Origin of the sequence: Pseudomonas sp. Sample_9, assembly GCF_004307535.1 — a bacterium.
Taxonomy (GTDB): Bacteria; Pseudomonadota; Gammaproteobacteria; order Pseudomonadales; family Pseudomonadaceae; genus Aquipseudomonas; species Aquipseudomonas mercuritolerans.
The window spans coordinates 1-19,967 of sequence record NZ_RAZO01000187.1 but is presented as its reverse complement, the minus strand read 5'-3'; the positions used below and the strand labels follow the sequence as shown (position 1 = coordinate 19,967).

Genomic DNA, 19,967 nt, shown 5'->3' with positions numbered 1-19,967 from the left:
GGCCTGTATGTGCGCCTCAAGCTGCATGAAACGCCAGTGTTCGCCAATGCGATCGCTCGTCAGGAGCGAGTGAAAGTGCCGCTGGTCGAGTTGTTCAGCCAATACTGGGCTCCAACACTGCTGGGTGCGGCGGCGATGGTGGTCTGCTACGCACTGTTCTATATCTCGACAGTGTTTTCCCTGAGCTACGGCGTATCCACGCTGGGTTATAGCCGCGAAACGTTCCTCGGCCTGCTGTGCTTTGCCGTGTTGTTCATGGCCGCAGCGACCCCATTGTCAGCCTGGGCCAGCGACCGTTACGGGCGCAAACCGGTGCTGATCATTGGTGGCGTGCTGGCGATTCTGTCTGGATTTCTGATGGAGCCATTGCTGACGCAGGGCTCGACCTGGGGCGTGGCGCTGTTTCTGTGCATCGAGCTGTTTTTGATGGGCGTGACATTCGCACCGATGGGCGCGCTGTTGCCTGAGCTGTTTCCGACCCACGTGCGTTATACCGGTGCTTCGGCGGCGTACAACCTGGGCGGGATCGTTGGAGCCTCGGCGGCGCCGTTCTTTGCGCAGAAACTGGTGGCGATGGGTGGGTTGAGCTATGTCGGCGGGTATGTGTCGGCGGCGGCGGTGTTGAGTCTGATTGCGGTGCTGTGCTTGAAGGAAACCCGCAACAACGATCTGAATCAGGTTGCCTGACAGAAGATCAAAAGCTTCGCGAGCAGGCTCGCTCCCACAGGGAAATGCATTCCAAATGTGGGAGCGAGCCTGCTCGCGAATAGCTGCCGCGACCCGGTTTACAGCTCGACAACAACCGCCTGCGACGCACGAGTCGCCTTGGCGCGAGCAGCCTCGATCGACTCATCCCGCGCCAGCGCCACGCCCATGCGGCGCTGACCGTTCACTTCCGGCTTGCCGAACAGACGCAGCGCGGTGTCCGGCTCGCTCAACGCAGCGCCCAGGTTGGCGAATGCAGTCTGGGTCGACTGGCCTTCCACCAGAATCACCGCCGACGCCGATGGGCCGAACTGACGGATCAGTGGCACCGGCAGGCCGAGAATCGCACGGGCATGCAGGGCGAACTGGGACAAATCCTGGGAAATCAGCGTCACCAGACCGGTGTCATGCGGCCGTGGCGAGACTTCGCTGAACCACACCTGATCACCTTTGATGAACAGCTCGACGCCGAACAGACCACGGCCACCCAGCGCTTCCGTCACAGCTTTGGCAACGCGCTCGGATTCAGCCAGAGCAATCGGGCTCATGGCCTGCGGCTGCCAGGATTCCTGATAGTCGCCCTTCTCCTGACGGTGGCCGACCGGTGCGCAGAACGTGGTGCCGCCAATGTGGCGCACGGTCAGCAGGGTGATTTCGTAGTCAAAGTCGATGAAGCCTTCGATGATCACCCGACCTTTGCCGGCGCGACCGCCCTCTTGCGCGTAATCCCAGGCTTTTTGCACATCATCGGCGCTGCGCAGCAGGCTCTGGCCCTTGCCCGATGAACTCATCACCGGCTTGACCACGCATGGGAAGCCCAGGTCCTGAACGGCTTTGCTGTAGTCCTCGAAGGTGTCGGCAAAGTGGTACGGCGAGGTCGGCAGGTCCAGCTCTTCGGCAGCCAGACGACGGATACCTTCGCGGTTCATGGTCAGCTGCGCCGCACGCGCGGTCGGGATCACGGTGAAGCCTTCGGCTTCCAGCTCGACCAGCGTGGCGGTAGCGATGGCTTCGATTTCCGGCACGATGAAGTGCGGCTTCTCGGCTTCGATCACTGCACGCAAAGCAGCGCCGTCGAGCATGTTGATCACGTGGCTGCGATGGGCGACTTGCATGGCCGGCGCGTTGGCGTAGCGGTCGACGGCAATCACTTCAACGCCCAGGCGCTGCAGTTCGATTACCACTTCCTTGCCCAACTCACCACAGCCACACAGCAATACGCGGGTCGCGGTTGGCGACAATGGAGTTCCGATACGGGTCATCTCAGGTCCTCAAAGGAAGCGGATCATCGAGGAAAGCCACGCAGGTGCGCTTTCCATGGGGAGAAAGCGCGGCATTTTACATGAACCCGAGGGTTTGGCTTCAGCTGGCGACAGCCTGTTTGCGATCACGCCAGGCCATGATCAGCCAGACCGCGGTAACGCCGGCGAACTTCGAGGCCAGCGCGGTGATGATCACCGGCGGCGTCAAGGCGTCGATCATGCCGAAAAAGATGAAGGTATCCAGCGGAATGCTCAGCGCCGAACTGATCCACAGACGATCACGCAATGGCCGCTTGGTGATGCTGAACACCAGCCAGTCGATGCACTCGGAGACCGCGAACGCCGTGGCGCTGGCCAGCGCGATGGATGGGTCGGACGTGATGTAGGAGAGCACCAGCGCCGCCAGCATCGCCACGATCGCGCCATGACCGAAGCGCGTTTGCACCATGTCGCGCAGCACGAACACCAGCCCGCCCCAGGCCGACCAGATGATGTCCAGGTGCGGTGCGGTGGAAAAGGCGAAGTTGATCAGCACGACGCTGCTGATGTAGGCGATGAGGAAGATCATGGGGGCGGCCTGTAAATGTGGCGCACAGGTTACTTGAGCGCTGGTATTGCGCCAATAGGTGCGGTGACAGGACCGACGTCTTCGCGAGCAGGCTCGCTCCCACAGTGGAATGCATTTTCAAGGTGGGAGCGAGCCTGCTCGCGAAAGCGGTGGTTCAGACGCCTGACTTCGCGGGAATCATCCAGACCAATCCACTCGCCTTCGCCCGCTCATGACACAACCCCAGCACCACCCGGCGCTCGTCATTGCTCATGCGGCCCCAGCGGGTGATCTCTGCGACCGTGCGCTGGCACCCGGTGCAAACATCTTCTTCGTCCAGCGCGCAGATATTCACGCAAGGCGAGGCGACTGGTCGTTCAACAGTCGTCATTGTTCCTGCTCGACCAGATCGCGGGCGTAACGCTGCGAGTTATGCACATAGTGCGCGGCGCTGGCTTCGAGCATCTTCTTTTGCGCCTCGGTCAGTTCACGCACGACCTTGCCCGGCGAGCCCATCACCAGCGAACCGTCGGGAATTTCCTTGCCTTCGCCGATCAGCGAATTGGCGCCGATGATGCAGTTCTTGCCGATCTTCGCGCCGTTGAGAATCACCGCGTTGATGCCGATCAGGCTGTAATCGCCGACTGTGCAGCCATGCAGCATGGCGTTGTGGCCGATGGTCACGCCGGTGCCGATGGTCAGCGGGTAGCCCATGTCGGTGTGCATAACCGTCCCGTCCTGGACGTTGCTGTTCCTGCCGATCAGGATCAATTCATTGTCGCCACGCAACACGGCGTTGAACCAGACGTTGGCGCCCTCTTCCAGCTTGACCTTGCCCACCAGCACGGCATTGGGCGCGACCCAGCTCTGTGGATGGGTTTCGACGCGGGCGTCGCCCAGGCGGTATTTCATCTTGTTTTCCTCGGGGCTCACGGCCGTTCGAACGACGGCTCAGGTATCGATAAAGCTTTTCGGCGGTCGGTGCAGGCTGATTTTGGCGTCATAGAGCAGGTTGATCAACTCGACGATCATGATCGCCGTCAGGCCCCAGATCTTGTACTCGCCGAAGCGATAGCTCGGCACGTACCAACTGCGGCCCTGATAATCGATGCGATGGGTGTGCTCGCGCGGGTCCTTGCGGAAGAATTCCAGCGGTACGCTGAAGACGGCGGCAATCTCGGCATCATTGGGCTGGTATTCGACAAAGTCGGGAATCACCCCGACATACGGCGTTACCTTGATGCCGTGCAGGGAGATCAACGGACTCAGCGGGCCGATGACTTCGACCAGACCCGGCGGCAGGCCGATCTCTTCCTCGGCTTCACGCAGCGCAGTGAATATGAGGTCCGGATCCTCCGGGTCGCGGCGCCCTCCGGGGAAGGCGACCTCGCCGCCGTGGGTCGAAAGCCCGCTGGCGCGCAGGGTCAGGACCAGTTCCGGTTCGTCACTGCGGGTGATCGGCACCAGCACGGCGGCTTCGGGGAAACGTGCGTCGGTCTCCAGCGTGCGCGGTGTGTGGTTGCTTACCCTATGCAGTAGCTCGTCCAGCATGAGTGTTCTCGATCGGTGCCTTGCTCCGCATCATGCACCAATCAAAGCGAGCGCCCAAGCCCCCGAAACCCGTCGTGTCGCGAAACGACAACTTGCCGACCGCCCCCGCTGCACGCCAAGATAGGCGCAGCATTCAGGAACCCGAGCATGAAATTTTGCAGCCACTGCGGTAACCCGGTCACCCAGCGCATTCCCGAAGGCGACTCGCGGCTGCGATTTGTCTGCGACAGCTGTCAGACCATTCACTACCAGAACCCCAATATCGTCGCCGGTTGCGTGCCGACCTGGGGGACGAAAGTGCTGCTCTGCCGCCGCGCCATCGAGCCGCGTCTCGGTTACTGGACGCTACCTGCCGGCTTCATGGAAAACGGCGAGACCATCGAGCAGGCCGCCATCCGCGAAACCGCCGAAGAAGCCTGCGCCCGGGTGCGCAACCTGAGCATCTACACGCTGATCGACGTGCCGCACATCAGCCAGGTGCATGTGTTCTTCCGCGCCGAACTGGCCGATCTGCAGTATGCGGCCGGGCCGGAAAGCCTTGAAGTGCAGCTGTTCGAAGAAGCCGACATTCCCTGGGACGAGCTGGCTTTCCGCACGGTCGGGCGCACGCTGGAATGTTTCTTTGCCGATCGGCGCAGGGAGGTTTACCCGGTGCGTTCGGAGTCGATTCCGCCACTGGTGCAGCCAGCGATCACTTGAGCTTCGCGGCACCCTGCCGATAACCACACCTGCATCTATCACTATGTGTCTGCGTCATTCTTGGGGAATCGTTTCAATGCGTTGGTTGCTTGCCCTGTTTTGCCTGTCGTTCGTCAGCGTTTCGCAAGCGTCATTCGTGACCACCGTGACGCCCTCGAGCACTCCACTGATCGAAAAAGTCCTGGTACTCAAATCAGCCCACCAACTGCAGTTGATTGCCGACGGCAAGCCGCTGAAGACCTATCGCATCTCCTTGGGCAAGGGCGCGAAGAAAGGGCCGAAACTGATCGAGGGCGACAAACGCACACCCGAAGGTTTCTATTGGATCGACTGGCGCAAGACCAGCGACAAATTCAACCTGTCGATGCACATCTCCTACCCGAACATCAGCGATGCCGCCCGTGCTCGCCGTGAAGGTGTCGAGCCCGGCGGGATGATCATGATCCACGGCACTCCGGATTCGGCAGACAATCCGGAGCAGTTGTTCCATACCCTCGACTGGACCGACGGCTGCATCGCCATGCGCAACGTCGACATGCGTGAAGTGTGGAATCTGGTACCGGACGGCACGATGATCGAGATTCGCCCTTAATCCCTGACCACTGGTCACCCGCAAAAAAATAAATCAAAAGATCGCAGCCTGCGGCAGCGCCTACAGAGGTGATACCACTCTCAACTGTAGGCGCTGCCGCAGGCTGCGATCTTTTGCTTTTTATAGGCCAACACTAATACCACTTTAAACAACGCCCTCTGAAAGCCGCCAATCCATTGGGCCAGACGCCGATTCATGGCGTTGACATGGTATTCAAGTGGTATTAGCTTCCGTCGCACAAGCGAGCCACAACAACCCTATACTCGCGGCGGAAACGACCTACATGAACGACCTCCAATCCCTACGTCCTGACGATGCCCAGCCGACGCCGCTGTACTTGCAGCTGGCGCGCAATCTGGAAGCGGCGATTCATGCCGGGCAGTGGAAGGCCGAACAGGCGATGCCGTCCGAGCGCAACCTCAGCGACCAGCTCGGCATCTCCCGGGTCACCGCACGCAAAGCTTTGGAAGTCTTGCTCGAGCAAGGCCTGATCCGCCGCCTGCAAGGCTCGGGCACGTTCATCACCCCACGGCTGGAACAACCGCTGTCGCGTCTGTCCGGCTTCAGCGAAATGCTGCGCCTGAAAGGTTTCGTGCCCAGCTCGAAATGGCTGGAGCGGGAAATCACCCTGCCGACCCACGAAGAATTGATCCGCCTCGGCCTGTCGCCGAATGACAAGGTGGCGCGCATGAAGCGCCTGCGCAAAGCCGATGACACGGTCATGGCGATCGAGATGAGCACCCTGCCCGCCTCAATCATGCCCAGGCCGCAAGCGGTGGGCGATTCGCTTTACGAATACCTCGACGGCATCGGCAAACCGATCGTCCGCGCCCTTCAGCACATCCAGGCAATCAACGCCTCGGACGAATTCGCCGCACTGGTCGGCATCGCCCCCGGCACCGCCATGCTGCTGATGACCCGGGTCGGCTATCTGGAAGACAACACGCCGATCGAAGTCACCGACACCTATTGCCGCAACGACTACTACGACTTTGTTGCAGAGCTTCGCAGATAAAGAGCTTCGTAGATAAAGAGCCGCGTCGCTGAGCGCGGCCCCAAGCGAGAACGAAAATGTCCGAAGACAACATCCTCACCGCCAGCGGCTGGGTTCGCGGCCGGCTGATTCACAAACACGGCAAGATCGTGTCGATCGAAGGCGTGCCCTGCGATCCGGCGGCTAACGATCTGCCCTATCTGCTGCCGGGTTTCATCGACCTGCATGTGCACGGCGGCGGCGGCAAAGACATCATGGAAGGCGCCGAAGCCTTCGAAACCATCAGCAGAACCCATGTGCGTTTCGGCACCACTTCGCTGCTGGCCACGACCATGACTGCGCCGAGCGCGGAGATCTCCAGCGTTCTCAAAGAGGTAGGAGAATTCTGCGAACAGCGTCCGAAAGGCGCCGCGCGAGTCCTCGGCGTGCACCTTGAAGGCCCTTACATCAACCCGGGAAAACTCGGCGCCCAACCGAACTTCGCCCACACCGCGTTGATGGCCGAAGTCGAAGAATATCTGGCGCTGGCGCCGATCCGCGTCATCACCATTGCCCCGGAAATCGCCGGTCACGATGCATTGATCCGTGAGCTGAGCAGCCGTGGCATCCGCATGCAGATCGGGCACACCCTCGGCAGCTACGAGGAAGGCGTCGCCGCGCTGGCTGCCGGAGCCAGCAGTTTCACCCACCTCTATAACGCCATGAGCCCGCTGCATCACCGCGAGCCGGGCATCGTCGGCGCAGCACTGGCCCACGCCAAATACGCCGAGCTGATTCCCGATCTGTTGCACGTGCATCCCGGCGCCATCCGCGTGGCCCTGCGCTCGATCCCGTGCCTGTATTGCGTCACCGATTCGACCGCCGCCGCCGGCATGCCCGACGGTGAATACAAGCTTGGCAGCCACACCGTGACCAAATGCCTGGGCGGCGTGCGCCTGCCCGACGGCACGCTGGCCGGCAGCACCCTGACCATGGATCAGGCCCTGCGCAATCTGGTCAAGATCGGTTTGCCGATCGCCGAAGCCTCGCAGCGTCTGTCGCAATTTCCCGCCGACTACCTCGGCATCACCGAACGCGGGCGCCTTGCCCCCGGCGCCTGGGCCGACTGCGTGCGGCTCGATCGCTCACTCACACTGACCGCCGTCATGGTCGAAGGAGAAGACATTGACTTCAAAAATGCTTGAGGAGGCGCTGTCCTCGTTCGAGGCCGTGCAAGCCCAACTGCAACAGCTCGACGCGCCGATGGTCGAGATCGCCGGGCGCCTGCGCCGGCAGCCACCGCAAGTGGCGATGACCGTCGCCCGTGGCAGCTCCGACCACGCGGCGAGCTACTTCGCCTACCTGACCATGCAGCAACTGGGCGTGCCGGTGGCCTCGTTGCCGATGTCGGTGGTGACCATGCAGCAGGCGCCGCTGAAAGTCAGCGGTCAGGTCGCCTTTGCGTTTTCGCAGTCGGGGCAGAGCCCGGATCTGGTCAACAGCCTGCGCCTGTTGCGCAAGCGTGGCGCGCTGAGCGTGTCGATGGTTAACGCTGCCGATTCGCCACTGGAAGCGGCCTGTGAATTCAGCCTGCCGCTGCTCGCCGGCACGGAAAGCAGCGTCGCCGCGACCAAGAGTTTTATCGCCACCCTCAGCGCCAGCGCGCGCTTGATCGCGCACTGGAAAGAGGACAGCGAATTGCTGCAAGCCCACGATGCGCTGCCAGAAGGCCTGCGCGAAGCGGCGAAACAGGACTGGAGCGTGGCCATCGAAGCCCTGCGTGATTGCGAGCGCCTGATGGTGATCGGCCGTGGCGCCGGTTTTGCCATTGCTCAGGAAGCGGCACTGAAATTCAAGGAAACCTCGGCGATTCAGGCCGAAGCGTTCAGCAGTGCCGAAGTCCGTCATGGGCCGATGGCGCTGATCGACGAACACTATCCGCTGCTGGTTTTCGCCCCACGCGGCGCCGAGCAGGCCGGCCTGCTGAGTCTGGCGGCGGAAATGCGCCAGCGCGGCGCCCGGGTCTTGCTCGCCGCGCCGGATGACGTCAGCGAACGCGACCTGACCTTGACCCGCGCCGAACACCCGGCCCTCGACCCGATTCTGGCGATCCAGAGCTTTTACGTGATGGCCGCAGGCCTGGCCGTGGCGCGGGGCATGGACCCGGATCAGCCGCGCCATTTGAGCAAAGTGACCCGCACGCACTGACAACTGCTGACGGATGTACCCGTGTAGGAGCTGCCGAAGGCTGCGATCTTTTGATCTCGACCCATAAAAACAAGATCAAAAGATCGCAGCCTTCGGCAGCTCCTACAGGGGACATCGAACCGAGATTCAACTGATGAGACCCAGCCATGCCCGACAACAATAAAGAGCTGACCCTCAGCGCCCCGCTCAGCGGCCCGGTGCTGACGCTCGCCAACGTCCCGGACGCGGTGTTCGCCAGTGGCGCGATGGGCGACGGCATCGCCATCGACCCGCTCAACGACACGCTGTATTCACCTTGCGCCGGCGTGGTCATCCACGTTGCGCGTAGCAGCCACGCGGTGACCGTGCGCGCCGACAACGGTGCGGAAATCCTCCTGCACCTGGGCCTCGACACCGTTGAATTGAACGGCGAAGGTTTCGCCATGCTGGTCAAGGAAAGCGATCGCGTCAGCCTCGGTCAGCCGCTGCTGCGCTATGACCTGGACAAGGTCGGCCAGCACTGCAAAAGCCTGGTCAGCCTGTTGATCCTGACCAACAGCGCGGATTTTCAGGTGCGGCCGATCACCCTCAAAGCGGTGAAAGTCGGCGAGCCGTTGCTGCACATCATCGCGCGCAATGTGGTGGCGGCGAATACCGATACAAGCGGCGGGCCTGAGGTTCGTGGTCAAGTGCAGGTCGCTCATCGCGGCGGTCTGCATGCGCGCCCGGCTGCGCTGATCCGCCAGACCGCCCAGGGTTTCAGCAGCCACTCACAGCTGCATTTCAACGGCAAATCGGCGCCGTGCAACAGTCTGATCGGTTTGATGGGGCTGGCCATTGGTGAGCAGGATGAGGTGCAGGTCAGTTGTCAGGGGCCGGACGCCGATGCCGCATTGCAAGCTCTGCTCAGCGCATTGGCCACGGCGCTGCCGGACGATCATCACGCGCAAGCGCCGACCGCCACAGCCGCGCTGAAACGCCCGGCCGAGGCTGGCGTGTTGCACGGTGTTTGCGCGGCGCCGGGGCTGGTCGCCGGGCCGTTGTTTCGCTTGAACGCGATCACCTTGCCGGCGGATGCGGGCCATCACGATCCGGTGCAACAGCAGCAGACGCTTGAAACGGCATTGAACGCGGTGCGCAGCGAAATCGCCGCCACCCTCGCCCAGGCGAAAAAGCACCAGAACGCCGACGAAGAAGCGATCTTCGCCGCACACATGGCGCTGCTCGAAGACCCGGCCCTGCTCGACGCCGCGCAGCAATTCATCGCCCAAGGCACCGCTGCGACGCACGCCTGGAGTCAGTCGATCGACACGCAGTGCGACATGCTCCAAGGCACCGGCAGTCCGCTGCTGGCCGAACGCGCCAACGATTTGCGTGATCTAAAACAACGCGTCCTGCGCGCCCTGCTTGGCGAGGCCTGGCAATACCAGGTTCCGGCCGGCGCCATCGTTGCCGCCCACGAACTGACGCCATCGGATCTGCTGCAACTCAGCGCGCAAGGTGTCGCCGGGTTGTGCATGGCCGAAGGCGGCGCGACCTCCCACGTCGCGATTCTGGCGCGCGGCAAAGGCTTGCCGTGCATCGTCGCTTTGGGCGCGCAATTGCTTGAGCAGCCGCAGGATCAGGCCGTGGTGCTCGACGCTGACGACGGGCGCCTCGAATTGACGCCGAATGCGCAACGCCTGAGCGAAGTGCAACAGGCACAAATCCAGCGCCAGCAGCGTCGCGACAGCCAACAGGCCAAAGCCCATTTGCCCGCTGAAACGCGCAATGGCGTGCACATCGAAGTGGTCGCCAACGTCGCCTCGAGCAACGAAGCGGCAGACGCTTTTGCCAATGGTGCCGATGGCGTCGGCCTGTTGCGCACCGAGTTTCTCTTCGTTGATCGCCAGACGGCACCGGACGTCGAAGAACAGCGCAGCGCCTATCAAGCGGTGATCGATGCCATGGGCGACAAGTCGGTGATCATCCGCACCATCGACGTCGGTGGCGACAAGCAACTCGAGTACCTGCCGCTGCCCGCCGAGGCCAACCCGGTGCTCGGTCTGCGCGGCATTCGTCTGGCCCAGGCGCGGCCGGAAATTCTCGATCAGCAACTGCGCGCGCTGCTGCAGGTCAAGCCGTTGTCGCGTTGCCGGATTCTGTTGCCGATGGTCACCGAGGTCGACGAACTGCTGCACATCCGCCAGCGCGTCGATGCACTGCGGCTTGAAATGGGCATTGCCGAGCGCCCGGAAATCGGCGTGATGATCGAAGTCCCCGCCGCCGCGCTGCAAGCCGAGCAACTGGCCGAACACGCCGACTTCCTCTCGATCGGCACCAACGATCTGTCGCAATACACCCTGGCCATGGACCGCGACCACGCCGGGCTGGCGGCGCGGGTCGATGCGCTGCACCCCGCGCTGCTGCGCCTGATCGCCATGACTTGCGAAGGCGCGGCGGTGCACAAGCGCTGGGTCGGTGTCTGCGGCGCCCTCGCCTCCGACCCGCTGGCCACGCCGGTGCTGATCGGCCTCGGCGTCACCGAACTGTCGGTGAGCCCGGTGCAGATCGGTGAAATCAAGGACCGCGTACGTCAGTTGCATGAAGCCGAATGTCAGCGCCTGAGCCGCGACTTGCTCAAGCTGTCCAGCGCCGCTGCGGTGCGTCACGCCTGCCGTCAACATTGGCCGTTGCCCTAACAACAAGCTCTCGTTAAAGAGCAGGAGAACCACCATGTATCAACTCTTCATTGAAGGCCTGCAACGCCTCGGCCGCGCGCTGATGCTGCCGATCGCGATCCTGCCGATTGCCGGCCTGCTGCTGCGCCTGGGCGACACCGACCTGTTGAACATCGCGATCATTCACGATGCCGGGCAAGTGATCTTCGCCAACCTGGCGATGATCTTTGCCATCGGCATCGCCGTCGGTTTCGCCAAGGACAACAACGGCACCGCCGGCCTGGCCGGAGTGATCGGTTATCTGGTGATGATCTCCACGCTCAAGGTGCTCGATGCGAGCATCAACATGGGCATGCTCGCCGGGATCGTCAGCGGCCTGATGGCCGGCGCGCTGTACAACCGCTTCAAGGACATCAAGCTGCCGGAATATCTGGCGTTCTTCGGTGGCCGGCGTTTTGTGCCGATTGTCACCGGGTTCGCGGCGGTGGGGCTGGGCGTGCTGTTCGGCTATATCTGGCCGCCGATCCAGCAGGGCATCAATGCGTTCGGCGCGCTGATGATGGAAAGCGGCAGCATTGGCGCCTTCGTCTTCGGCGTCTTCAACCGTTTGCTGATCGTCACCGGCCTGCACCACATACTTAACAACATGGCGTGGTTCGTCTTCGGCAACTTCACCGACCCGACCACCGGCGCGCTGGTGACCGGCGATCTGTCGCGGTATTTTGCCGGCGATCCGAAGGGCGGCCAGTTCATGACCGGCATGTTCCCGATGATGATCTTCGGCCTGCCCGCCGCGTGCCTGGCGATGTATCGCAACGCTTTGCCGGAGCGGCGCAAGGTGATGGGCGGGATCTTCCTGTCGATGGCGCTGACCTCGTTTCTGACCGGCGTGACCGAGCCGATCGAATTTGCCTTCATGTTTCTCGCACCGCTGTTGTTCCTCCTGCACGCGCTGCTGACCGGGCTGTCGATGGCGATCACCAACGGTCTGAACATTCATCTGGGCTTCACCTTTTCCGGTGGCTTCATCGACATGATTCTCGGCTGGGGCAAGTCGACCAATGGCTGGCTGGTGGTGCCGGTCGGGCTGGCTTATGCGGTCATCTATTACCTGGTTTTCGACTTCTGTATCCGTCGTTTCAACCTGAAGACGCCGGGGCGCGAAGACGTGGCCACGGCAGAAAAAGCCGTGCTTTCGGAAACCGAACGCGCCAGTGCGTATATCAAAGCCTTGGGCGGCGCCGAGAATCTGCTGACCGTCGGCGCCTGCACGACCCGACTGCGCCTGGAGATGGTCGATCGCAACAAGGCCTCGGATGCCGAGCTGAAAGCGCTGGGCGCGATGGCGGTAGTGCGCCCGGGCAAGGGCGGCAGTCTGCAGGTCGTGGTCGGGCCGTTGGCTGACAGCATTGCCGATGAAATCCGCTTGGCCATGCCTGCGCTGGGCCGAACAACGTTGGTGGAAACCCCAGTAATTGCCGATGAACCGAAGACCGTTGTGCTTACAAGCAACGAGGCGCAGCAATGGCTGAATGCGCTGGGCGGTCGCGACAATGTGCTGCAACTCGATTGCATAGCCATGACCCGCATTCGCCTGCAACTGGCCGATGGCAAGACGTTGTCAGAGGCGCAGTTGCAAGCGCTGGGCTGCCAGGGTGTCAGCCAGTTGGACGGTGGGATCTGGCATTTGCTGGTGGGTGACAAGGCAGCAAGTCTGAGCTGCGCGCTGGAGGGGTTGGTGAATCGCCAAGAGGTCAGCGCGCAGGTTTGAACGGGGGCGTTGGCGGGCCTGTTCGCGATCAGGCTCGCCAGCTCCGCAGATTCCACACTCCATACGTATGTACCACCCTCCTCCACGCCCTCCTCGCCATGCTGAGCGCTCATTCCCAATCTGGAGAGCGCCCGTGACCCCGGCAAAATCCCCAACACCCGCAGAGATCAACAGCAACGTCAACCAGATCAGCGACTATCTGTTTGACAGCCCGACCCCACTGCTTCCCGCACAAAAACCGACCGCTGAACAGACTTACCTGAAACGTCTCAACGAACAGCTCACCACTTACCGTAACGGCTTTTTGCGACGCAGCCGAGCGCTCTATCAGGCGCTGGAAACCAGCGATCTGCAAACCGCGGAAGGCAAACAGCTCATCGCAACCCAGAAGATCAGGCTCAACACCCAACTGATCAACATGGACCTGCGCGATCAGATCGACGGCAAGCCGGCGAAAACCTTCCTCAAATACGATGCTGGATTCACCGCCATTGAGCACGAAGCGCGGCAAGCCGTGACCGACCGACTGTTGCACCCGCAAGCCGGCGAGCTTCTGGAGAAACTCGGACTGGGGCCGATGCTGCGTCCGGCAATGTACGCGCTGCAATTCAGCTATCAGGGCAGCCGCGTCGAGCTGGCCGGCGCCTTTGTCGTCACACAAAAGGACACTCCCCGTGTCAGCGATCTGCTGACAGACCAGAGCGTTGGCTTTGCCGTACTGTTCACACCCGTGCGCGGTCTCGAGTTCTTCAGCTCTCTGGCCGACCTCGATAGCCAATTGCGTGCGTCCCTGAACCAGGCCAGCGGTCGCGACGAGTTCATGTCCCTGTTGCCGACGCGCTACCACGACGTCGGCGCCGCGGGGATCTGGCCGCTGCGACTTGCAGCCATCGACAGCAAGCCGTTGTTCGAGCACACCTACGACGCGCTGATCGAAAAACGCACCCAGGACATCGAACGGGCGTTGAGCTTCGCCGACAATCCGCAGCAGGATCCCAAGTTACTGGTCAGCGCACTGGAGCGTGCAATCGCTGCGGCACTGCCTGATCTCACCGCGCGTCTTCAATTGCGTGCCCAGACCCTGTTCGAGCGCCACCTGCGCTACAGCGCGCCGGACTGGTATCGCAGCGCCAGTCCCGACAGGCAGACAGAACTCACGCAGCATGTCGCCAACTACAACCGTGCGCGTCAGCATCTGCTTGATCTGATGGAGCCGACGGGCAGCCTGGCGGCGCTTGCTCGCCACCAATGGCTGGAGCGCCTGAGTGATGACCTGGAGATCGACGACCTCGAACCGCACAAGCTGCATATCAGCACCGATCGCCGAGTGCCGGGCTATGGGGTTTATGTGCATCGATCCAATTTGCTCGATCTGTCCTTGCGCGGGCCACACACCGGCGATGAACTGCCCGGTTCGGAATTTTTGCGCTACACCACGCTCAGCTACGATGACGCGCCGTTGCCAGCAATGTACGCGGACGTGACTCCGGCATGGCTGGTCGAACAAGCGCTCAAGATGCAACCTCGCGTCGACTACGCCAGCTTGCAAAAAGATATGCAGGCGCGGCCCACGATAAAGCCGGCGATCGAAAAGATGCTCGATCAACGCATCGTCGCGCTCGCGCATACGGCAGCGTTGCAAGGGCACCTGCTCGACACTGATCTGCAACTGATCGAGCGTCTGCGCAGCGCCAGCGACAGCCGACTGAAGGCCGCCACCCTTTGCGTGCATGGGGCGCAACTGCTGGACCTGTGGGTGCTGCGCCAGAGTGATGCGAATGGCGCGATCACGCGGATATTGCTGTGTACGCCTCAGGCACCTCGCGAGCAACAGTTCCAGGCTTTCGGCAGTGAGCGCGAGTGCCAGTCCCAGCTGTTGAGCTGGGCCAGGCACAGCGATGTCGCTGACAGCATGGCGGGTTACCTGATCAACCGTGCGCCCATGCGCTTTCGCCCGACCCTGCGCAAAGTGCTGGCCGGCCTGAGTTTCAAGCCTGGATCGCTGGAACATCAGAGGGTCACGTTCGAACATATCGGCAGTCACTCCGATTGCCTGCGAGCAATGGCCGAGCATGTACTGGCCACGCGTCTTGACGATTATGATTTCAGCACGCCGCAGTGGTATCGCCGGACCAGCATGGCCGACCGCAGAAAACTCACGACATTGACCGAGGATGCCGAGGGCGCCCTGCGTGAGTTCAATGACCATCCACTGTCGGGCGGACGTTTCCCGGCGTTTATCGATTTTGTCCACGAGCAAGCCCGGATCAGCCTGAACCGCCTGCTGCAGCGCCCGGCCAACGACGTCGACCCGGATACCGTCTGGGCCTATTCGCCACCCTCGATGGTGCGTTCGTCGACACCGCCGCCGATGACCTACACACAGCTGTATCGCGACGGCTATGCCGACGGCGTCGGTTTTCTCGATGAAAAATTTTCCAGCTCGGCTCGCTTCAAGGGGCCGCCAGGTATCGATATCAGCCTCCTGACCGCGCAGAAAGTAGCGCGCTCGGTCACTGGCGTATGGATCGGCCAACGCTACACCGACAAGGTCAAGAAGGAACTGCAGGGTTCAACCAGCGAGGGCTACGCTTTCAGACGCAACGCGACGCTGGCGATTACCCAGCGGCAGATGAAAAGCGCTGCGCTGGAAAGCCGGCTGCGAGGCAGCATCACCAGTCACGATCTGCAATGGCTGGAGCAAAGTATTACCAGCATGGATGAGACCTCGGGACCTGTGCGCACGAAATACGCGCTGCACCGGATGATGATCGATGGCGAATGGATAATTGATGTGTGGCTGTTCAGCCATGCCGAAAACCCGGTCCTGCTTTACACACCCGATGCGCCGGACGGCATCGGTTTTCGTGAGGCACGACAGTTCAATTACCTGCTCAAGAAACAGCCTGGCCTGATTGAATACCTCACGCTGCGGGTAGGTGTCAGTGGCCAGGCCCGGGTTCGCACCTTCCTCGAAAATGCAAGAAAACAGTTACCCGACAGCCTCAATATCTCCATGCCCAGCCCGGCACGTTACGACTCGACCCGGTCGGTAAAACCTGTCAGCGATTTACGTACTGCGCTGTACAACATGAAATTGCAGCGCCGGATCGACAATGTCCACGCCACTACCACGAGCCGTACCGAGATGATCGCCGGTCTGATCTGGACCAGTGTCGAATGGGTGCTCGCCATTGCCACCGCGCCCTTCCCGCTGTTGAGTCTGAGCACTGGCCTGCTGCTGGCGTTCAAGGACGCCATGCTCGCTTTGCATGCCTACCGCCAGGGCGATACCAATGAAGCGTTCGGGCATTTGCTCGGTTACTGGTTCAACAGTGCCGGCGCGGTACTGACTGACCTGCGTCCCGCCCTGCGCTCGCTCAAACCTGTGCGCCGCCCTTTGCGCCGAATCAGCGCCAGTGCCAGCAACGAACAACGCAATGTGGTGACACTGATCGATCAAGTGGCTCCGGTCGCAGCTCCGGCGAACATGCAGCCGGTGGTATTCAGGGCACAGAATTTGTGGGCGTCGAACCAGCCCGATGCCCTCGGACGCTATCTGTTGCATCGCCTTGACCCGGACAGTGGCAGGTTGTTCTCGACCGGTATCCTGGCAGTGCGTGATCCAGAAGGCAGGATGGTGCGCAGTGGCATCAGCGGGGGGGCGCCGAAGTATGAAACCTTACCGCAGGCCTCCGGCCCGCACACAGATTACGGTGTGGCGGCCAAATATCGCGAACGCATCGAAACGGTGATGAACCCGCAAGCTCGAGAGGAGCTGCTCAAGCGCAGTGCGGACTACATGGTCCGTCCCGAGTCGATCGTCGCCGGGGCTGTCAGTGAAATGTCCTCGACGCGCAGAGCCTACCTGACGCAGGTCGAGAAGCTGACCAAGGATGCCACTCAGCATTTTTCCGAACTTGCCTCGCTACCCGCACGCCCGCAGGTCCCTGATGTCGGCGCCGATATATCGTTTGCCCAACTGATCGCCAGCGATGCGCTCAAGGGCAAAAACCTGGTAATCGGCGCGGTGCCCGCCTCGATCGCCAGTAAACAAGCGCTGATCCAGAATCTGGATGCGTTGGTCAGAAACGGCTACAAGCGTCTCTATATCGAATACCTCCCCGGAGACGTCTTCCCGCTCAAACTGGAAAAACTCAACGCGGGCAAATCCTGGCTGCATATCCGCAAGCATCTGCAAGCCGTGGATAAGGCGTTGGGCTGCGATGCGACGTTCTCCTACGAGGCGCTGGTGCGCGCGGCACGGGAAAAAGGCCTGAAAATCAGCGCGCTGGATGCTTCCACCTGCTACCGGGTCGAGGGCGCACTGGTCATGTCCGAGCTCTCGCCTCTGACGCCGAGAGGCAACAGCGTGCGAAATTTCTACTCGCACAAAATCCTTGCTGGCGATAGCGTTGACGCGCCAGACGAACGCTGGATCGTGCTCACGGAACAATCGCGGATGAGCACCTTCGACAACACACCGGGGCTTGCCGATCTTCACGATGCCGTGGCCGTGCGCATTGAAGATGTCGACCTGTATCAACCTGCGCGCATTGCCAGGGATGCGCCCGGCGGCATCGCCGGAGATGCATCAGCGCAAGGAGATTTTCTCGTCCAGATGCCGAGTACATACATGGCGCCTCTGCCAGCCTCCAGGCCGTCCGCCGCAACGGCTGCCGTTGACCACTTCAGTGAATTCGATGTTGCTGCGCCACTGCGCAACGACATTGCTGAAATGTTGCAAAGGCCCTACTCCATGAACTCGTATTACACCCCGACAGTACCGAGTGAAAGAACGGCCTACGAGGCTTTCATTGCCCAGCGCGACCGTCTGGAAAAAGCGGCCAGAGACGCCTTCACTGCTTACGTCCCTCCCGACGCGCCGATCCTGCCGGTGCTCACCTCCGACTGCACATTCGAGGTTTTTTTGCGGCAATTGACCGACGCACGCTTGAATCTGCTGATCGGCGAAACCCACAGCGATACAGCCAGCAAAGCGCTGCTGAAAAAGCACATGAAAGCCCTCAAGGAAGCAGGGTACGACACGTTATATGTCGAGCACGTGTTCACCGACCTGCACCAGGCCGATCTCGATACTTTCCTGCGCACCCAGCGCATGCCGGACAGGCTTAAGGCGTATCTGCAGCGTCAGGATCACGGCCACATGCGCTTTTACCAAGGGAGCGATACGTACACCGAGGTCTATCAGGCCGCAGCCAAATACAACATGCGCATCAGGGCAATCGATTGCACGGCGTCCTACCACCTCAAGGGCATACATGACGTGGAAATCTCCCGAAACGAGATGTTCAGCTATTTCGCGACCCAAGTGATCGAAGCCGATCAACTGGCTCACGGACCGCATAAATGGGTGGCCCTCATCGGCAGCGCGCACACCAATTACAACCTCGGCGTGCCAGGTCTGGCCGATACACTTTCAGCCGTCAGCCTGCACGTACGCGACACGGCCCCTGAGCTGGCCAGGGACATCCACCGTGGCTCGTGGGAGTTTGTCAGCGACAAGAGCAAGGCCAACGTACAGGCCTTGAGCAGCGACTTTCTCATGGAGGTCGCCGTCCCCGGAACGAAAAAGCCTGTCGCGACGCCATCTGTCAGTCGCAGCAAACTGATCCAAACCGGCGACTTCCTGATCGAAAATGCAGATACCCGCAACGCTAGCGTTGTGCATAAATCCCGCAATGGCGAGATCGTTGTCACGCCGATCCAGGTCAATGACAAGGGTCTGTTATTCGTTGATCGTTGGGAGAAAAAAGGTGAGAGCTTCAAATACCTGCGGTTGTTGATCGACATGCTTGTAACAGACGTGAACCTGACACCGGTGACGTGACACCCGAGCGATTGCACGTCGTGGAAAACCACTGGGCTTGACGGCCCAGTGGTTTTTTTCATGCCTGGGGATCCACCCGATCCAGCGCACGGTTCACCGCCAGCTCGGCAAGCATGATGATCTGCTGAATCGCCAGCGCCGTATTGCGCTGCGGTCGCCCCAACTGATCGGCGAAATCACTGGCCAGGGTGTTGGCTGAAGCAAGTGACTCACAGGCATGGGCGAGCAGGGTTTCGGTGTCGATTTCGGGCTGGATCACAAACATGGTACTGGGAGGGTGCGGTTTGCTCGGCTGCGGACACAGGTAAAAATCCAGAGCGCGCTTGATCGCTTCGCGGTTCTTGGCGAGGTCGTCGGCGCGGATGGTTTGTTCGAGGGGGGTTGAGGGTTCGAGGGGTGGGTCGGGGACGATTTTATCCACAATATTTCTCCTGCTGAGGCTGATGGACAACCATCAATCGCCGGATCTCACGCGGCGAATAGGTGGCAGCTATGTGCGAGGTGAGATCCACCGGAGCAGGCAACCGGCCAGACCGAAGTCTGCCCGCACACAGCCGCCATAAAGCAGGCAGCAGATTGAGCTGGCGCCAATTATCGTGGTGCTGGCGCCAGTTGCAAGCTATCCGGGGATCTCACTCCCGATCGCTGATTCGCAGCGATGGGAAAAGACTAGAGATCGCACGTCCGACGGACAACCTGAAAACCTTGTGGGAAGGTTCTGCTAACTCAGACACTGCTTTAAACACACTCCAGATCGCCACCCTCACCCTAGCCCTCTCCCAGAGGGAGAGGGGACTGACCGAGTTGTTCAGGCGAGGTACGCCGACGTGAAAGTCCGAGTTGAACTCAGGAGTTGAAAACCACACAAAATCGGCCCCCTCTCCCTCGGGAGAGGGCTGGGGTGAGGGGCAGCAACAACACAAATCAAAAGCCGGACACACACGCTTTTCACCACTCAATAGGCCGAGTGTCAGCTCGCCTGCTCTTGATCTTGATCCACCGGCGACGTCGGAACGAAGGAACCCGAGCCTGCGAGGGCCGAACGTAGGAGCAAGCGTTTTTTTGCTCATTTTTTTACTGGGCCGGCATTCCGGGCGTTTGTAAAAAAAGCGAGTCGCCGTAAGGGCGAAACCGCCAGCCGCAGCACCCGAAGCAACGGATATTCACCC

The 19,967-nt window shown here is 61.2% G+C and carries 15 protein-coding genes; 9 read left to right on the top strand and 6 right to left on the bottom strand.

What is annotated here, in order from left to right:
* On the top strand, window positions 1-687 hold a 687-nt coding region (locus D6877_RS10390), incomplete at its 5' end, for an MFS transporter (RefSeq protein WP_130910694.1).
* Window positions 688-785: 98 nt separating this feature from the next.
* On the opposite strand, the gene purT is transcribed toward D6877_RS10390, so the two are convergent.
* From purT to D6877_RS10365, 5 genes are all read right to left on the bottom strand, one after another.
* Window positions 786-1,967: a formate-dependent phosphoribosylglycinamide formyltransferase gene (purT, locus tag D6877_RS10385; RefSeq protein ID WP_024011715.1), complete on the bottom strand. Its 1,182-nt coding sequence runs from the start codon at window positions 1,965-1,967 to the stop codon at window positions 786-788.
* 100 nt (window positions 1,968-2,067) lie between these two features.
* Window positions 2,068-2,535, bottom strand: coding sequence for a VUT family protein (locus D6877_RS10380; protein WP_016771544.1), 468 nt, complete (start codon window positions 2,533-2,535; stop codon window positions 2,068-2,070).
* A gap of 154 nt (window positions 2,536-2,689) precedes the next feature.
* Window positions 2,690-2,905: a DUF1289 domain-containing protein gene (locus tag D6877_RS10375; RefSeq protein WP_130910693.1), complete on the bottom strand. Its 216-nt coding sequence runs from the start codon at window positions 2,903-2,905 to the stop codon at window positions 2,690-2,692.
* Window positions 2,902-3,426: a gamma carbonic anhydrase family protein gene (locus tag D6877_RS10370; protein ID WP_130910692.1), complete on the bottom strand. Its 525-nt coding sequence runs from the start codon at window positions 3,424-3,426 to the stop codon at window positions 2,902-2,904. Before D6877_RS10370 ends, D6877_RS10375 begins: the two co-directional genes overlap by 4 nt.
* Before the next feature lie 39 nt (window positions 3,427-3,465).
* Window positions 3,466-4,065 (bottom strand): CoA pyrophosphatase, encoded by a 600-nt coding sequence (locus D6877_RS10365; protein ID WP_016771547.1) that lies wholly within the window; start codon window positions 4,063-4,065, stop codon window positions 3,466-3,468.
* A 147-nt stretch (window positions 4,066-4,212) separates the two neighbouring features.
* Between D6877_RS10365 and D6877_RS10360 the strand changes: the two genes are divergently transcribed.
* The 8 genes from D6877_RS10360 (at window position 4,213) to D6877_RS10320 (ending at window position 18,798) form a co-directional block, all read left to right on the top strand.
* Entirely contained in the window at window positions 4,213-4,764 is a 552-nt protein-coding gene (locus tag D6877_RS10360) for an NUDIX hydrolase (protein ID WP_130910691.1), read from the top strand.
* A gap of 76 nt (window positions 4,765-4,840) precedes the next feature.
* On the top strand, window positions 4,841-5,356 hold the full coding sequence (locus D6877_RS10355) for a L,D-transpeptidase family protein (RefSeq protein ID WP_130910690.1): 516 nt from the start codon (window positions 4,841-4,843) through the stop codon (window positions 5,354-5,356).
* Between the two features lie 283 nt (window positions 5,357-5,639).
* Window positions 5,640-6,371 (top strand): GntR family transcriptional regulator, encoded by a 732-nt coding sequence (locus tag D6877_RS10350; protein WP_130910689.1) that lies wholly within the window; start codon window positions 5,640-5,642, stop codon window positions 6,369-6,371.
* Window positions 6,372-6,427: 56 nt separating this feature from the next.
* Window positions 6,428-7,534, top strand: coding sequence for an N-acetylglucosamine-6-phosphate deacetylase (gene nagA, locus D6877_RS10345; protein ID WP_130910688.1), 1,107 nt, complete (start codon window positions 6,428-6,430; stop codon window positions 7,532-7,534).
* Window positions 7,515-8,537: an SIS domain-containing protein gene (locus D6877_RS10340; RefSeq protein ID WP_130910687.1), complete on the top strand. Its 1,023-nt coding sequence runs from the start codon at window positions 7,515-7,517 to the stop codon at window positions 8,535-8,537. The genes nagA and D6877_RS10340 overlap by 20 nt, the downstream gene beginning before the upstream one ends.
* 146 nt (window positions 8,538-8,683) lie before the next feature.
* Window positions 8,684-11,197 carry a phosphoenolpyruvate--protein phosphotransferase gene (gene ptsP, locus D6877_RS10330; protein ID WP_130910686.1) on the top strand — a complete coding sequence of 838 codons (2,514 nt, stop codon included), beginning with the start codon at window positions 8,684-8,686 and terminating at the stop codon, window positions 11,195-11,197.
* A gap of 34 nt (window positions 11,198-11,231) precedes the next feature.
* Window positions 11,232-12,947 (top strand): N-acetylglucosamine-specific PTS transporter subunit IIBC, encoded by a 1,716-nt coding sequence (gene nagE / locus D6877_RS10325; RefSeq protein WP_130910685.1) that lies wholly within the window; start codon window positions 11,232-11,234, stop codon window positions 12,945-12,947.
* Between the two features lie 133 nt (window positions 12,948-13,080).
* Window positions 13,081-18,798: a membrane-targeted effector domain-containing toxin gene (locus D6877_RS10320; RefSeq protein ID WP_130910684.1), complete on the top strand. Its 5,718-nt coding sequence runs from the start codon at window positions 13,081-13,083 to the stop codon at window positions 18,796-18,798.
* A 58-nt stretch (window positions 18,799-18,856) separates the two neighbouring features.
* On the opposite strand, the gene D6877_RS10315 is transcribed toward D6877_RS10320, so the two are convergent.
* The gene (locus D6877_RS10315; RefSeq protein ID WP_130910683.1) at window positions 18,857-19,219 is read right to left on the bottom strand and encodes a DUF6124 family protein; all 363 of its coding nucleotides are present in this window, start codon (window positions 19,217-19,219) and stop codon (window positions 18,857-18,859) included.
* Between the last annotated feature and the right edge of the window lie 748 nt (window positions 19,220-19,967).